General features: G+C 41.5%; 10 protein-coding genes. 3 read left to right on the top strand and 7 right to left on the bottom strand.

Annotated features, from left to right (window positions below):
• Positions 1-27 precede the first annotated feature (27 nt).
• The 7 genes from BWD47_RS07685 to bcsR form a co-directional block, all read right to left on the bottom strand.
• Positions 28-1,458, bottom strand: a complete 1,431-nt coding sequence (locus BWD47_RS07685) for a peptide MFS transporter (protein WP_075593749.1) — start codon at positions 1,456-1,458, stop codon at positions 28-30.
• A 225-nt stretch (positions 1,459-1,683) separates the two neighbouring features.
• On the bottom strand, positions 1,684-5,502 hold the full coding sequence (locus BWD47_RS07680; RefSeq protein WP_075593748.1) for a cellulose synthase subunit BcsC-related outer membrane protein: 3,819 nt from the start codon (positions 5,500-5,502) through the stop codon (positions 1,684-1,686).
• Positions 5,493-6,608 carry a cellulose synthase complex periplasmic endoglucanase BcsZ gene (gene bcsZ / locus BWD47_RS07675; protein WP_075593747.1) on the bottom strand — a complete coding sequence of 372 codons (1,116 nt, stop codon included), beginning with the start codon at positions 6,606-6,608 and terminating at the stop codon, positions 5,493-5,495. The genes BWD47_RS07680 and bcsZ overlap by 10 nt, the downstream gene beginning before the upstream one ends.
• On the bottom strand, positions 6,608-8,857 hold the full coding sequence (gene bcsB, locus BWD47_RS07670; protein ID WP_065978852.1) for a cellulose biosynthesis cyclic di-GMP-binding regulatory protein BcsB: 2,250 nt from the start codon (positions 8,855-8,857) through the stop codon (positions 6,608-6,610). The genes bcsZ and bcsB overlap by 1 nt, the downstream gene beginning before the upstream one ends.
• On the bottom strand, positions 8,854-11,520 hold the full coding sequence (bcsA, locus tag BWD47_RS07665; protein ID WP_081759708.1) for a UDP-forming cellulose synthase catalytic subunit: 2,667 nt from the start codon (positions 11,518-11,520) through the stop codon (positions 8,854-8,856). The genes bcsB and bcsA overlap by 4 nt, the downstream gene beginning before the upstream one ends.
• Positions 11,510-12,232, bottom strand: coding sequence for a cellulose biosynthesis protein BcsQ (gene bcsQ, locus BWD47_RS07660; protein WP_036966968.1), 723 nt, complete (start codon positions 12,230-12,232; stop codon positions 11,510-11,512). The genes bcsA and bcsQ overlap by 11 nt, the downstream gene beginning before the upstream one ends.
• Before the next feature lie 3 nt (positions 12,233-12,235).
• Entirely contained in the window at positions 12,236-12,451 is a 216-nt protein-coding gene (gene bcsR / locus BWD47_RS07655) for a BcsR/BcsP family cellulose biosynthesis protein (protein ID WP_036966971.1), read from the bottom strand.
• A 122-nt stretch (positions 12,452-12,573) separates the two neighbouring features.
• Here bcsR and bcsE point away from each other — a divergent pair, with 122 nt between their 5' ends.
• The 3 genes from bcsE to tyrR all read left to right on the top strand — a co-directional run bounded on the left by bcsE (position 12,574) and on the right by tyrR (position 17,610).
• Positions 12,574-14,199 (top strand): cellulose biosynthesis protein BcsE, encoded by a 1,626-nt coding sequence (gene bcsE / locus BWD47_RS07650; protein WP_036966973.1) that lies wholly within the window; start codon positions 12,574-12,576, stop codon positions 14,197-14,199.
• Positions 14,200-14,368: 169 nt separating this feature from the next.
• A complete protein-coding gene (gene bcsG / locus BWD47_RS07645; RefSeq protein WP_065978854.1) occupies positions 14,369-15,949 on the top strand; it encodes a cellulose biosynthesis protein BcsG in 1,581 nt (526 codons plus the stop codon).
• A gap of 104 nt (positions 15,950-16,053) precedes the next feature.
• Positions 16,054-17,610 (top strand): transcriptional regulator TyrR, encoded by a 1,557-nt coding sequence (gene tyrR / locus BWD47_RS07640; RefSeq protein WP_036966980.1) that lies wholly within the window; start codon positions 16,054-16,056, stop codon positions 17,608-17,610.
• Positions 17,611-17,614 lie beyond the last annotated feature (4 nt).

Genomic DNA, 17,614 nt, shown 5'->3' with positions numbered 1-17,614 from the left:
CCACAGCAGGCGCTGTGGGGAAACGTATTATTGCTTTTCAGCAGTCACTTCTAGCTCTTCTGCAAGAATGTGTTCTTGTGTGTGAGGCACATGCTGACCTTCAGCACCGTGCATCCACTTAACAAGTTTATCGCTTAATAAGTACATGATGACAGCAGAGATGATTGCTGTCGCACCTAAACCAATAAAGATACCCATTGCATTTTCAACAGCCGCTTCGCCTTCGCCTAGGAAAGAACCTACGAAACCTGCAATCTTGTTTGCAACAGCTGTACACAGGAACCAAATACCCATAAGCATTGACGCTAAACGCAGTGGTGCTAGTTTACTTACCATTGATAAACCAATTGGTGATAAACATAGCTCACCAAGTGTATGGAATAAGTAAAATAACACGAGCCACATCATGCTGATTTGCAGGTTATCGCCTTGACCTTGCGTCATTAGTGCCAAAATCATGGTGATAAAGCCAAGTGCTAAGAAGATAAGTGCAATAGCAAACTTAACTGGTGAGTTAGGCTCACGCTTATCAAGTTTTAACCAAATAATGGCAACGAGCGGTGCAAATACAATGATGAAAATAGAGTTTAACGATTGGAACCAAGATGCAGGTACTTCAAAGTCAAATAGCATACGGTTAGTGTAGTCGTTGGCAAATAGGTTCATAAGACCACCTGCTTGCTCAAACCCCATCCAGAAGATGATACTGAATACACTCATTGTGAAGATAACTTTAATACGGTCAGTTTCCACTTTAGTCAGTGGCTCTTTCGTGTTTGATTCTGATTGTGCTTGTGAAAGCTTAGCAGAAGGAACTACACCGATATCGCCTAGGTATTTGTTGCTCAGTGCAAGTTGCATTAGTACAGAGATCACCATACCGATACCTGCCACTACAAAGCCCCATTGCCAGCCCATTGATGCAGCAGCATAGCCAGCGATAAGTGGACCAAGTGCACCCCCTAAGTTGATACCCATGTAGAAAATAGTGAACGCGCCATCACGACGTTGATCACCTTCTTTATATAGGTCACCTACCATTGTTGAGATGTTTGGCTTAAATAAACCATTACCTAAACACAGTAGTGTTAAACCAAGATAGAAAACGTTTTCTTCTTGGCCTGCTAAATAGCTGTGAGGAATACCCATGGTAAAATGGCCAGCAGCCATTAATAAACCACCTAGGATAATTGCTTTACGCTGACCTAGCACGTTATCAGCTAACCAACCACCAAGTAATGGCGTAATATAAACAGCCATAGTGAAGGTACCGTAAAGGCTCAATGCATCAGCATTTGACCAACCAAAACCACCTTCTTGAACAAGTGCAACTAAGTACAGCACTAAAATGGCACGCATGCCGTAATAACCAAATCGTTCCCACATTTCTGTGCCGAACAACAGGAATAACCCCTTAGGATGCCCTAAAAAGTCACCTGCTTTAGGTAATGAACTCATATTTACTTCCTAACTTTAAGTTTTTGTTGAGGCCTTGTTATTTTTGCATTGGTCGTTCTGTGTATTTTATTGTTGAACGGGCGGCCATGTGTGTGATGCAGCTAAGATAATGGTTTGTTGTTCAAGTTATGAACTTGAGGGTAAGAGACACACCCTTATCCTAGCTACATGCGCGCTACAGTATACATAGACCTTCAGTTCAGGGGAAGGGTTATAGGCCAGTGTTTAGTAGCTTTGGTAAGGTACAACGGGCTTTCCAGGGAAGGTCAGTTCACTATAAACCGGCTTAAAGTAGTACCTAAAATAGAACTGTGCATAGTTTGGTTCGTAAAAATCTGCACGATCTAAATTTAAATACCCGCCAAAAAACCAATGGGGTGTAAAACGGTATTCAAAACTGGCTCCTAAGTTATAAGAAAGCCCATTACTTTTATCATCTTCAAAAATAGGTGTCACTCCGGTTACATCTGTTTGCGCGTGTGCTTGAGCCTGCAAAAGAGCATCGTTCGGGAAAAATTCAATTTCGTCAGTCGTTGTTGTTGACCACGATACACCCCCACGAAGACGATAAATAAAATTGTGACCAATTCGGTGATCATAAACCACAGGAAAAGAAGCCCCTAAGTAGTTTTGCGGGCTGTAATAGCCACCATGACCCCACGTTTCTTCACTTAAATTATATTTATAAGACCAGTGTAATAGGTTAATGCCCAAGCTTAACTCTTGATCCCGCTGTCGGATGGCTCGGTAGTAACTGCCCCCCATAAGACTGTAACTTTGATTGTCTTTAACGTTTTTACCTTTGAGCAATTGATAGTTTGTGCTGCCCCAAAATCCCCAGTCGAGTCCTAGATCGTGAGAAAGGCTGAGCTGAAGTTGTGTAGCGCGTACGCCACCCCACACTTGGTTAGTGAATACATCTTCTAGACCAGCATACGATAAAACTGAGCTGGTGACAGGGCGTTTATTCACTGTAACACCATAGCCAAAATCACCAATATCGCCGTTGTAATCAATGCCCCAAACAATGTCCTCAACTAAAAAGCCCAGTGGGGTCGTGCCAATATCAAAGCGCCACTGTTCGTTTTGCCACGCAAGGCCAATATCGATACCTTGTTGCTTCGGCTTAATACTGGTCAATGGGCAATCGAAAATACACAACGCACCTTGTCCGTAGCGGCTACCCGCGAAGGTTTCATCAAAACGTGTTTCTTGACTTGAAATCGTCATCGGATCGAGTTTAACAATACCGGTGCCGCCAAAAAGCGGGAAACCAGCCTCTATGGGAGTGGCACCGGCCCCTAATGATGACTCATTTTGAGTGCTGGTTTGGCTGCTAAGGTTGATGGCCGCAGTAATATACGCCTGCTCATCGCGCTCAATACGTTGCAACTGGCGTTTCGCATTATTGACGTACCAAGGTGCATCGTCGTTCAGCGCGTAAAGCGCATAATTTTGTTCATCACTGAGAGTGGTCTGGTTGTGTGTTTGCGGGGCGATTGCAGTACGATACCAATTCTCTGCACGGGTAGTTTGTTCAAGCGAATCGGCAACGGATGCGGCTTGATAATAAAGCTCGGCATTATTGTTTGACTTGGCGAGCAATTGTTGAGCGAGCTTGAGGGCTGTTGACTGGTTTTCAACATTACCGAGGGCAGCCATTAGCTGTTGTTGGCGGTATGCTTCTTGTGCATTAACAGCATGGACCTGTTCTGTAATGATGTGATCCGCTAAAAGGTGCTCACCTTGCTCTCGACTTAATTTAGCAACTGCCAATGCGGTATCAATCGAAACACTGAATCCGGCCGCAGTGTGTTGTTGGTATCGGTTAATTGCAGCGTCGCCTTCACTTTGTTCAATATACGCAGTGATAAGGGCTTCAGCTAATTGGGGATTATTATTGTGTTGCTGATCGAGTGAGCTCAGTTTTGCAATACGACGTTGTCCTTGCTCGAAGGTGTTAATGTAGTCAATTTGCAAAGCTAACCACTGCGCTTGCTCGGCCTCAGTTGCCTTAGTGGGTAATTGGTAATGCGCAAGCCATGTGTCGGTGTCTGCTTGATTAGCGCTTTCGATAAGCCAGCCACCATAGAGCATATGCCAGTAAGGGTTGAGACTTGGATCGCGCGTAAGCGCCTTCTTTAACTGTCGAATAGCATAGTTATTTTCATTAATTTGTCGCCACTGAGTTGCCAGCTCTGCCTGCATAAGCGGGGTGAGTGGTTGCGCTTCTAATTCCGTGAGTTTATAAATAATTGTGGCTTTATTCGTTGCCGTATTATTTGTCGCAAGCTTTTCAAGTTTGGCATTAATACTCAGTTGCTCTGTTAATACATTAATTTGCTCAGTGCGTGCGTTATTTGGAATATAATCAAGGGTTGCTAATGCCCCCTCGTAGTCATTCAATGAGCGTAAAAACAAAGCATGGCTGTAGCGAAGTTCAGCATCAAGAGGGAACTGCCATAAGGTTTTTTTGTAAAGAGCTTTGGCATGATCAACCAACCCCTGTTGTTGGTATAAGTTTGCTAGATCATAGTACAACCAACTTTGGCGCGGGCTTTGTTTTATGGCGACTAATAAGCGTTGTACTGCTCCATCGAGGTCACCTTTAGCGGTTAATGCATCGGCTTGTTCACGTAATTGCTGAGTTTGTAAAAGTGTATAATCTTGGGCTATAAGCGCTTGCTGCTGAGTGCTTAAGCCATTATAAAACTGATGGCTTCTCGTATAATTACCATCTGACGCACTGAGGCGAAGCATTGCGCTTAGGGTCGACTCTGCCAGTGGATCGTTTTTTAATACTTGCTTATACAAATTCATAGCCGTTTGATATTGACCACTTTGTTCAGCAAGTTGTGCGCGGTAAAACAGCACGGTGTCTGGGTCTTCATCGAGAGTGTCGGCTAAATTTAGCTTAAGTTCAGCACGTTTAAACTGTGATGCACTGAGTGCCGATTTTGCCTCATCGATGTACTGCCAAAATCGTGCTGTGTTTGCTAAGCCTTTTAATACGGTAATACGATTTACATCTGTGCTGAATTGTTGTGCTTTTTTAAAAAAGTTGTAAGCCTGCTCATTATTGCCTTGCCGAAGATTAAGCAAACCCAAACTATTATAGATTTCTGGGTCTGTTGGACGCCCTGATAACGCAGAATTAAAATACCTCTGTGCTTTTGAAAAATCTTTCTTTTCAAGTGCTTGGTTGCCTCTAACCCACGCTTTGTAGGCAGGATCTGCAAGCTTTCTTTGCTCTGCTTGGTATTTTTTTTCAAAATCACTAAATTGTAACTGCCCCTTACTGCTTTTTGGGTACGCTTCAAAATAACGTGCATAGGCACGCATGGTTTGTTGGTTAAGCGGCATGTCTTCGAGTGCTGAAAGCCAAGCAAATTCGGCTTCTACACCATATTGATTACTGTGTGCGTAGTGACTTAGCAGGTCAATCGCCTGTGCATTTTCAGGATTTTTCTTAATAAGATGACGGGCATAAGCTAACTCAAAACGGCCACTATTTGGGTAGCGTTTCATTAAAGAGCGATACCCCCTTAGGGCGTGTTGATATTGGCTGCTGTCTTGGGCTAGCCAATTAATATGCTCAAGCTCGAACTCGATATTCGGATAAGTCGATTTAAATAACGTATTGTAAATTTTAACAGCCGCAGCATATTGACCCGCACGCGCACGCAGGCGAGCCTGTTGAATCGTGGCTTTATCTTCGTTATTTACTCTGGCTAAAAGTGCAAGGCTGTCAACACAGGGGTGGGGCTGTTGAGCAATGCCTGCAAGCAAGTTGTTGGCTTGCTCTGTTTCTTTCAGCGCATACAGCACGCGTATCTCTGCACACTGCACTTGCGTGTCTTTAGGCGCGATACTCAACAGCTTATCTAAACTATTGGTCATAAGTTCAGTGTCTAGCTCTATCTCACCGAGTTGCACTTGGCTTATTAACCAATCAATAGATTGGGTATCAAGGCTGTTTTGTGTCGAAGAGGCGATTGCACTCGGACTTGCTATAATTGCAGCAAGTAACCATTTTATTGGCATTCAGCACTCCAGTTCGTAATGAGTTCGCCATTTTTATCAATGCTGAAGCGTTTGTTTAATGCGCTCGTGCCAAATAAATACAACACACTGTCATAGTAGCGGCTACTAATAAAACCGGTGTCCATCATCATTTGCTGTTGTAATGCGGTGATTGATTGCGATGCATTCTCTGCCGCTAAAAATGGCAACAGTGCAGCCCCAAAGCCGATAGGTCCCGTACCTGATACTTTCCCCGTGACAGTCTGTGTTTCTAGGGGCACTTTGCCTGAAGAAACAATGTGCTCAACCATGGGGGTTAATTGTTTCATTAATGCTGATTTGTAAGGCGCATCTTCAGCCATCAAACTGGCCCATAAATAGACCCGTATTGCATTATAACTTCCAAGAGCGGGTGCGTGTTTATCATGAAAAAAGCCTTGCTTTGCATTGTAATTAACCCAGTCAGGGCTAAACCCTTTAGCGGCCGTGCTAATAAGCATATTGGCAGAGTTGTCATGCAATTGCTGCCAAGGAGAGTGCGGATAAAGTTCAGCAAATTGCTTAAGGATAAACAGTGGGGCATAGCTTGGATTAAGCTTCCAAGTGTTTTCGTCCTTAAAGCCATTAGGTCCAGGCAGTAATGTAATCCCCAGTTTAGGAAGCTGTGCGGTTTCTTCACGAATAATACGTTCTGCAAGCACACTGCTTAGCACTGCATAGCGCCTGTCTTGCCATAGCTTGGCTGCTTGAGAAAGGGCATATGCTATCCATAAATCAGAGTCAGAGGCTGGGTTTGAATCTAAAATTTTACCTTCACCTTCCTTTATACCCCATTTCCATGCAGGCAGGCGCGTACTTAAATCGCCTTCAGAAAGATTAACTTCCGTCCACTCTAATAATGTATCAAAGCTGGCTTGATCGTTGGCAACTAAGGCGAAGAAAAGTGAATATGATTGACCCTCCGATGTCGTTATATCATATTCGCTGCCTAAATCGATAACACGTCCTTTAGGCGAAATAAAATGCGTTTTAAACGTATTCCACTGTGGCCACGCTGCACAGGTTAATTGTGCAAAAGCGGGTGTTGAAAATGCTAAAACGAATAGCAAAGAAGCAAGAGTTTTCATTATGCTTTATCTCCTTCAGATAAACGTTTCTTTGTTAACAACATTAATAGTCGCCATAACATAAATGAAATGAGCAGTAGGGTAAGAATTGATAAAATAGCCAACAACAAAGGTTGGTCTGAAAAATGGAACCAAATTAGCGTGTGGATTGGCACGTGGCCAACAAAATACTGGTCATCGGTTTTTATGGTTTTAATGCCTTGGTTATTAATAATTGCAGAGCTACCCATTATTTGTGATGTTTTCGCGTTATCTAATAGTGCATCTGTAAGCAATGAGTAAGCATTGTCGTTAGTGGCAATTAAAGACACTACTGAGCGGTCAGAATCAAAAGGCGATTGGAAACCAGATATAATGGCTAAACGGCCCAAACTCCGTATATTGACTTTAATTTTTTCGGCATCGGTACTGTCATAAGCACCATTATAAATAGCTTGATCGACAATACGTTGATTATTATCAATCAATACACTGAGAGAGCTGTTTTCGGCGACCGAGCTTAAAAATGAATCTGGTTTACCAATAATGACAATATCTTTGTCAGCAAAATCTAGCTGACTACTTGGAAATTGAATACTCAAACGATGAGCAGGATAACCGGTAATCGCCCCTAAATGGCCTGTAAAATTCAGCAGTAAGCTAATCGCATTTGTAGAGCTATTAGCCTCCATCACTAAAGTGCTTTGATGTAAATCGGCATATTTCGTAAAGGGGAAACCGCCACTCGCAAATGCTCGTAAATTGGGTAAAGCAATATAGTGATGGAAGTTACTCACATCAATTGTAGAGCTGCCATCGATTGCACCAAATTCGCCACCGGCAGGAATCGCACTGCATTCGCCTGTTTTTACAACGGCAAAGTTAAAGTCATAAGTGAGTTGATTGTTAGTGGTTAAATCAAGCCCTGTTAGCTCAAAATCTTGGCGTGATTGGCTCGGGTTTATGTCTGATAATAGCGGCAGTAAGGTTTGCGTAGTAATGGTTTTACCATGGTCGTTCTCAAGAATAAAACCATCTACAAATTTGCCATTTATAAGCATATTTAAGCGCGACAACATGCCATGCTCAACAGGGGTATTGCGGTAGTTTAGCGTAATGGGAATGCCATTTTCGCGCCATGTAAATAAGTCGGGCGCAAAGCGTAAGTCTAAACGGACAGGTTGTCCACGAAAGCCTTGTGATTGTAATTGGGTCGGGTATTCGATAAATTCATCAAAACTCACAGCACGGTCTGAACGAACCCACAGCGGCGCATCGTAAGCTTTTCTTAAAGGCAGGCTGGCAATTGCGTCAACGGTGGCGCTTCGACCTGTCATGACTTTATAGCCAAACACTAATCCAACAACTGCCTCTTTTAATTGCTCTGTGTTTTTGCCTAACACTAATAAAACTTTTGCATAGCGATGTGTCGGGCTGCTGATGATTTCGATTGTTGGCTTATCGACATCGGGATAATTTAGTAAAAAGTCAGGCTTATTATCATTGGTTGCAAACACCACGCTATGTTCAGTGGGCGTACTATTGATATGGACAGGAAACTGCGCTTTACGCCATTTCGCTTGCGCACCAAAAAAACTTGATAGTGCAGCGGCAGCTTCCAGTGTTGGCTCATCGGGTTGCGAAGAAAAAATAAATGGCAATGTCAGCTTGGTGTAATCACGCGAGTCAAAAAACGGCGCCGGGAAATACTCAAGTAAACTTTCAAGTGCAAGTGATTGGCTCTCAATGCTGATATGACTACTTTTGCCAATTTCTGCCCAAATTGTTTTACTGTAATCGTCTTGGCACACTAAATCGTAGTAACCGATGAGTTCAAAACGCACTTGGTTAAAATCTTTAATTAGCTTGGGATTAAGCGCAACACTGTGCTCGGTTACACTGCCGAGTACCGTATTTTTATCGTCAATAGGTAATACAGTGACTAAGTTTTCATTGAAAAATATTTTTAGATGCGAGACTCGGCCTATTAAAGAAGGTGAGTAAGTATATGAAAAGTTAAGCGTTAACTTTTTCCCGAGCCTGTCTAAACGATTGGTAAACTCAACACGTGTATTACTACTCACGCCATCGAGTTTAAACTTACTAAGCCCTAACTGTTCAAAACTGAGCGTTAAACTTTCGACAGGGGCACTTTCAGGGTAACCATCATCAAAAATAGATTTATCAGGGAGTGGCTCTGCGCTCATAGCCCAGCCAGATAAACTGAGAGTGCCAACTGCTAATAACAAGGTTAATAGTGATTTCATCATGATGGTTTAAACGCTTTTGTTGGTTTTTTAGGTAATAACGAGGCCACAAAATATAAGACCTGCGATACAAATACAATGACGGGTCTTAATTCATTTGGAGCGTGGAAAATCAAGTTCTTAAAGCCTCGAAGGCTGGTGTAAAATACATTTGAAAAACTGTATGACGGTTTATCGTGTTTAAAGTTTTCTTGCCAATCAAGCCAGGCATCTGCACGAGAGAAGGTGCATTGAATAAACGCTTTTTGTTTTTCTAAATCTAGATCACGAAGCGTTAAGCCCAATTGTTTGTCGCGTGTGTTGCAAATGTAGGTGGCAAATGAATACTGCTTAAAGCCTCGGCTCATTAGTAGTTCAACTTTATCGTTTACACGGCACAGGTGGCTATGTTCTGTTTCAAGCCCGACGCCGTTATCAGAGTAATCGGTGATTTTGACCTTTATCGTGTGTCCGTTGGCTAATCTAATTGCAGCAGGGAAGTTAGCTTTAATTCGGTGTGAGCTACGTACTTGTTTTGCTTCAGCTGCAACGGCAACCGCAGCACCCAGAATTATAACGTTGTAGCTTGCCCATAACATACTGATAATTAACACACCTATCTGTGATGTATCACCAAAAAAGAGTCTGAATACGCCATAAGTCATGCCGATAACATTGATAAGTAAAAGGATGATGTAAGGCCTTGAAATAGTCCAGTCGTAATGATCGGTGTCGTTTAATCCCCCTTTTTCAGTCACATTAAACTTTCCTTTATTAGGGTTAATTAACGCAACTGTGGTGGGTTTTAAAATATACCACGCAAGAACAGACTCATAGACCTCCCCCCAAAAAGAGTAACGATACTTACCTTGAATACGAGAGTTAGTAATTTTTACCTGCAATAATGTTGGCACTATATATAAGAAAATAGCCACAAAAGGCGCATAGATAATTTGTGCATTGAAGTAAATTAGTGCAAGCGGGGCCGTTAAAAAGACAATGCGAGGGATACCAGATAAAAAGTGTAACATTGCATTGAGATAACAGAGTCGTTGAGCAATATTCAGGCCTTTACCAAACAACGGGTTATCTAAGCGGAAAATTTGCGCCATCCCTCGTGCCCAGCGAATTCTTTGACCCACATGTGCCGATAAACTGTCAGTAGCCAACCCTGCAGCTTGTGGAATATTGATATAGGTGGTTTTGTAGCCTGCACGCTGCATTCTTAATGCAGTGTGAGCATCTTCGGTGACGGTTTCAACGGCAAAACCGCCTATTTCTTCAAGCGCACTTCGCCTGAGTACAGCACACGAACCACAGAAAAATGTAGCGTCCCACATGTCATTTCCGTCTTGAATTAAGCCATAAAACAGCATGTTTTCATTCGGGATTTTTCGATGGTTTTTTAAATTTCGTTCAAATGGATCCGCAGAGAAAAAGTGATGTGGAGTCTGCACTAGACACACTTTGCTGTCGTTAAGAAATTGCCCCATAGTCATTTGTAAGAAAGAGCGGGCAGGGATGTGATCGCAGTCAAAAATAGCGATATATTCGCCCTGTGTCACTTTCATAGCCTGATTCATATTACCCGCTTTAGCGTGATTATTGTCTGAGCGAGTTAGGTAGCCAACCCCAATTTGTCTTGCAAATTCAGCGAATTCAGGACGCTTACCATCATCTAAAATGTAGATGTTTAACTTATCAGCAGGCCAGTCGATGCTTTGGGCAGCAATAGTGGTAGGTTTAACGACACTTAATGGCTCATTGTAAGTCGGAATATAAATGTCGACGGTTGGCCACGTTGACGTGTCTTCATTAAGTGGTAAAGGCTTACGTTTTAGTGGGTTAATGGTTTGAAAAAAGCCTAAAATAAGCACCAGCCACGCATAGCTTTCAGCTAATAATAAGCCAATACCTAACGCTAATGCGACGGGGTCATCCCAGTTAAGCGTGTCGGTGTAGCGCCACCATAAATAACGTGTTGATGTTGTGACTGCCAGCGTGATCATGGTGATGGTGGCCATCTGTCCTTCAACGCGCCTTAGCGAGTAGGCAACGATAAGCAGTAAACTAATGAACACCGCTTGTGCTTCGATACTGAAAGGCACCGTGACAAAAACTGCCACAGCAAAAATGAGTATGGTGAAAAACGCGATTTTCAGTATGCGATTGTTCCAAATTTCAGCTTTACTAATACGCTGGTAAGATTCTGCTGATGGGTTTGTTTTAGCAAACAGCCAAAGTCGCTTAAATGCACGCACTAATTTTTTGTCGACAAGGCGCAGTATTCTGAGTGAATGCTTTATTTTTCGCCATGTTTTACGCTGCTCATAGCTTATCTGTGCCTGTGATGTTGTTGTGGTGTTGAACAAGGCTAAATAAATACTTTGCAATAAAATGCGTACACAGTTACTGGGTGTGACAACGGGGCGCGTTACATGCGGATAAAAGTACTTTAACTTTTGTTTTATTTGGTTTTTTCTGTTTTTGTCCAGTTTTATAAACAAGGATAAAAATAACACCAAAAAAGGCAGAATAAATGCCCCAAGTAGGCTTATTTTATGCTGATTAAAGTAGCCATGAAATTTAAAAAACACAAAACGAGTTATCTTCTTTGTAAATAAGAAGCCTAAGCAGGTTTTGATGATACGTTCAGGTAATTTCATTGCTGTTGGCTTATGATTCATTATTGTTTGCACGACTAACGAGCCAACCGGCTAAGGTTTCAAAGTCATCGTTGGCAACACTGTATGGAGCACAATTAATCGCCACATTACGAAATGCGGTTGCTTCCATGATAGCTTCGTCTTTGTTGATGTATAAAGGCGCAAAAAGAGGTAATTCAGATTGCCATAGCTGTAATAAGTCAGACTCTAATTCAGACGCTGAATTAAAACGATTAGTCAAGAAGTAGTGCTGCCACGATGAACCAGACTGCTTTAAAAAATTCAGTTGCTTATACATCAAACTATGGCATATGGCGTCACAATTGATGACTTCAAGAAAAATATCTTCAGAGTCAAGCGGGTATTCAAGTGCATTAATATGTGCAGGGCAATCAAATAAGAACCACGCGTCATCGCTGTCATGAAGTTGCTGGCAATGATTTATTATATCTTTAAAGCTGCTTTTTGTGTTTGAGCCACTTCCGTACGGTAAGAACGTGACGCCGTCATTATCTTGATGGAACTGCTCACTGGCAGATGCAAAATCGGCGTAATCACTCCATCCTAGTAAATGGTCCCATGCAAGCCCTAGGTGTAAGCCTATGTCGCTTTTAGGATCGAGATCTATTACATAGACTGTTTCATGTGATTTTCTTAAAGCACACGCAAGGTTTGCCACTACCGATGTGGTTCCAGTACCTCCTTTTATCCCTTTCACGAAAATCTTTTTCATTCTTTAGTATGTGCTTTTGTTAAATAATTTATCTTGTTGTGTATCTTTAATAGATAAAGCGATATCTTTAATTAAAGGATATTTATCGATCGTTTGACGGTTTTTTTCAACGTCGACTATTTCAATATAACCTTGATTTTTTCCGCCAAATTGGCGTAATAAATTGTCAATGTCATTTTTTGTTAAAACAGTTGATTTTTTAAATGCAAAGTCATTCATCTAATAGACCTATAACGGCAAAAACTGAATTTAATTTGTCTACGATACATGGACATAAGCCGCATTATATATAGAATAGCGCTTAAAACTAGCGCTAAAGTATCTTTTAAAAGGATTTTCTGGTGCCCCATTTACAAATTACAGGATTACAAAACGCTTACTCAGCGCTCAAGCGCTGTGCAAATTATGCACTGTTGGCATCTTTAGACAATCAGTTATTAGAGTTAGTAAGACACCTATTAGCTAGTAATAAAGACCCTGTTTTCCTGCTCTCTGAGCACGTTGAGGTGTTTTTTGAGAGTGAAAATAACACGCTATTATTTAGCCTTTTTGAGCAAGGTTTGCTGCATCCTTTTCATTTACATCACGATGCAAATTTAGCAAAAAACTTACATTTCTCTCGCGGCGTGATTCAGGAATTAAAACAATATAAAGAGCTTCGAAATAGTACACTGATTTTACACTTGGATTCAGAGCTGCTAGTACCTCTTACTGAAGCGCAATTAACTAAAAAGCTCGGGTTTTACCGTGATTTATCTATTGCTAAAAACGTAACAGTTATATTCTTGATTTCGGGCTCGCGTATTAGTGATGTAAGGCGCCAGTTTCTGGCTTTAAATACGCTTTTTGATGGCCAAATTTTTATTACTCAAGAAGCCTCAATTCGTACCTTAGAATATGACTATTGGAGCCATAAAGATGGCGTAATTGCGGGTCATTCTATAAATTGTGAGCTTTTGCAGGGGCAATTGAGCGTTTTTGATGCTCATTTAGAAGAGTCGAATGAGCAAACATCATCGCAACAAGGATTAGATGAAGATGAGGTATGGCTTGTTAAACATGCGTTGCCGCAAGGGACGAAGTTACCGCTGTCTTATAAAATAGTCGAAGATAATAATGCACTGTATAAACTAGGCCTTACAAAAAAAGCTGCTACATTAGTGTTTTCGGTAACGCGCTACACTGATTTGTCTGCATTGGCTGGTGAGTGCTTTTCGCTTCGCAAACAATGTGGTCGAAAGTTAAAGCTAGTCATTCAAAATGTAGATGGCATTATTCGCCATCAAGATGAGTGCCTCTTTTTAACGTTAGGCGTGAACCTTATTTTATACAGTTTCTCTGAGCCTTCGCGGTTACAATCACAAATTCAATCAATCCAAGGATTCCAGTTTTCAAGACCACTTCCTAACTCAATTGATGAGGTATTGAAATACAGTGAAAACGTACTGACTAAAGGGTATCTGCCGATAAATAAATTTGTTGAACAAGTTGCTAAGCATAGTGACTCAGCTGCAAATTTAGGTGTTAGCGGGGTGCTTGTTATGTTACAACTTTTACCCCGTATAGATGCAATACACCCGCTGCATTTGTTTCATGTAAAACGTGAAGGGGATATTTTTAGCTTTGCTGACGATTATATTTACCTGTATTTACATGCGTGTCGTGAGCATGACGTAGAAAGTGCGATTAAGCATTTATTTAAGCTTGAAATTAGCGACTTTTTTATGTCGAAAAATGTGATTGCAGATCATTTCTACATTCAGCAAGAATGCCGTCATCTGCAGCGCAGGTATACCAATGTTGACGTGCCTGATTACACCGAGCAATTAAAAGAAAATGTCAGTTATGTTTTTGATGCTAAAACAGCTGATATTTCTTCATTGAATAAGGAGACTCCTGAATTTAAAAAGGTGATTAGGCCTATCTCTAAACCCGTAAAAGTAACTTTAAAAGGTGAGCAAATATGAGTTTAAATCAGTTCTTTATTACTTTTATTATCGCTTTATTATTGGGGGTTTTGATTAGTAATACAGGTAAAATCTTGTTTAAAAAAATAGTAAGCATTTACCGTACATTGACTTTTAGGCATGTGTTATTAACGCCCTATACTCCCAAAAAACAGAAAAAGGATTCTCAGTGAGGCTTTCAGGATTAGGTGTTTGGAACTTATACTTTTTAGTAAAGTTTTTTCTTTATAGTCGTGGTGATATTTCATTTGATCTCGTCGCAAATTTAGCGTTTTTTGCTTTTTTAGCCGTGTCATTTCAAATCAAATGGTTAACGTATTTAAAACAGAGTATCAGTGTCGTAGTTGGGGCTGCACTTTTGTATCACGATTCGTGGCTCCCCCCCATTTCACGTTTAACTAAACAAGCTGAAAATGTACAAGACTTCAGCTTTGCTTACTTTGCGGAGATTGCGACGCGAGTGATCAGTGTTGATATATTACTGGGGCTGTTTGTTTTAGTCGTGGTGTATTGGTATTCAGTAAAATGGATACGCTACACCAGTATTTCAGTGGTCGGGTTTATTTACGTTTATTGGCTGAGTGCGACGACAGTAACAGATACACTCTCAACCCCTGTGGTTGTGAATAATCAATCAACGAAAAAACAGGTACCTGTCGCAGTGTCGAGTTCGTCACCACAAAAAACGTTTGATCAACAACTCGATGATTTTTATCAGCAACAAACTCAACTAAAAAGCCAATTTCCGACTAATTTCAATGGACAACCCTTTGACGTGGTTGTGCTTAATATTTGCTCTTTGGCCACTGCGGACCTGGACGCCATTGGTGTGAGACCGCGTGATTTATTTGATAACTTTGATATTTTGTTTAGTAATTTTAATTCAGCAACCTCATACAGTGGTCCTGCAGCAATAAGGTTACTGCGTGCGAGTTGTGGGCAAACTCCTCAAGACCAATTGTTTAAACCTGTAGCTAAAGAGTGTCAATTATTTAGTAACTTATCGCAGCTAGGTTACAACACGAGCGTGGCATTAAATCATGATGGTCATTTTGATGACTTTATTGGCTTGATCAAACAATACGGTGGCGTGTCAGTGCCTAATTTGGATTTTAGTCAATTTCAAGCTGCGCAATATGGTTTCGATGGAAAGCCTATTTATTCAGATGCCGCTATCTTAAGTAATTGGTTGGAGAGCCATAAAAATACCAAGCAGCCACGTGCGCTTTATTACAACACGATTAGCTTGCATGATGGTAATCAGCTAGCGGGCCGCTCTCGCATGAATAGCCTAAAGAGTTATCCAATTCGCCAGCAGCATTTATTTAGTGATATTGATGACTTTATTAGTCAGCTTGAAAGAGAAGGGCGCAATGTACTGTTAATGGTTGTGCCTGAACATGGCGCAGCATTAGAGGGTGATAAACTACAATTTGCAGGTCTTCGTGAAATCCCAAGCCCGTCAATTGTGTCTGTACCCACTGCCGTGAAGTTTATTGGTCCTGATGTTAAACACAGCGGTTTGAATGATGTACAACAGACGATGAGCTATTTTTCGTTGTCTGAACTTATCAATAACACCATGAAACTGGATGTATTTGCGGGTACGGTGCCTGTTAAGCGTGTGCTTGATAATTTACCAAGTGCTCCGGTAGTCGCTGAAAACCAAGATACCGTTATGATGTACATTAAAGGACAGCCTTATATCCAATTAGATGGCCAAGAGTGGACCAAGTACCCAAGCAATTGAGTTTTTTGCACACGTTTGTCCAAAAATCTTTACAATAGACTACCCAGAAATGGGGAGTTAGCGTATTATTCTCATACTATAGGTTCCCGTTCTTTGAGGATGTAATGCGTTTAGATATTCACTGTGCCGACCGAATTGGTATCGCACAAGAAATTCTCAATATTTTGGTAAGTTACCAGGTCGATTTAAAAGGTATCGAAGTTGATTCGGTTAATTGCCGAATGTATGTGAGTTTTCCACCGATAGAGTTTGAGCAGTTTCAAAAAATTATGCCATCAATTCGTTTAATTGATGGCGTAAAAGATGTGCGAACAACTGCATTCTTACCTTCTGAGCGAGAACATAATGAGCTAAATACACTGCTGAGAGCCTTGCCCGACGGCGTTATTTCTATAGACGCAAAAGGATGGGTGCGTTTATGTAATGATGCAGCATGCCGTGATTTACAGTTATCAGAAAAAGAAGTCATTGGCGCTAATATAAATAATTTATTGAAAGGCTTTAACTTCACCCGCTGGCTTGAGGGTAAAGAAGTATTAGGACAAACCACGCGTGTTGAAGTGGCAGGTGAAGACTTTATTGCCGATATTCTGCCTATTTCAGTTCCCCAAGGCGTTGAAGGGGATGTGCTTGCAGGTGCTGTTATTAATATTAAATCGCAAAGCCGTCTTGGTCAGCAGGTCAGTGCTTTTCGTCGTTATGGGCAAGAAAGTTTTGCCACTATTCATAACTTTAGTACTGCTATGCGTCGTGTTGTCAGAGAAGCACGGAAAATGGCGCAACTCGAAGCACCTATTTTAATAACCGGTGAAACAGGTACGGGTAAAGAGCTTTTAGCGCGTGCTTGCCACTATGCGTCTAATCGTTCTGTAAAACCTTTTATTGCTTTATCGTGCGCCTCGTTACCAGATGATGTTGCTGAATCTGAACTGTTTGGCTATGCAGGTTACGAGGAAAATGCAGCCCCAAAACGAGGCGTGTTAGAGCAGGCTGATGGCGGCACCGTATTCTTAGATGAAGTGGGTGAAATGTCGACTCAGTTGCAGACTAAGTTATTACGCTTTTTGCAGGATGGAACTTTTAGAAAAGTAGGCGATGAAAACGAAGTTAAAGTGAATGTTCGTATTATTGCGGCGACTCAAAAAGATTTGCCAGCCATGGTTCAAGAAGGCACCTTCAGAGAAGATCTTTACTATCGTATCAACGTTTTGACTCTTGAAATAGCGCCACTTCGTGATAGAAAAGCGGATGTGGGTCCACTTGCTGAGCATTTTATTCAAAAATACGCTCAGCAAAACGGTCATTCGGTGCCTGTTTTATCGGAAGAATGTTTACGGTTTTTACAGGATTATCCGTGGCCGGGTAATGTGCGACAATTAGAAAACGCGATTTATCGCGCTGTTTCATTGTTAGATGATAATGAGCTTAGAATTGAGCATTTACAATTACCAACATTTACACATGATTTAGGCTATTTGGAGTCAGACTTTGAGGGCACACTTGACCAAGCCGTAAAACGCTTTGAAGCCACGTTACTTCGTAAGTTGTATCCGGCGTATCCAAGTTCTCGTCAGCTAGCGAAGCGTTTAGGGTTAAGCCATACCGCGGTGGCTAATAAGCTTAGAGATTACGGCATTAATCGTAAAACGGTGAAAGTGTAATTAC

It is taken from the genome of Pseudoalteromonas sp. PAB 2.2 (genome assembly GCF_001938575.1).
GTDB classification, from domain to species: Bacteria; Pseudomonadota; Gammaproteobacteria; order Enterobacterales; family Alteromonadaceae; genus Pseudoalteromonas; species Pseudoalteromonas lipolytica.
Note: the sequence above shows the minus strand (reverse complement) of the source record. Positions and strands in the feature narration are given on the sequence as shown.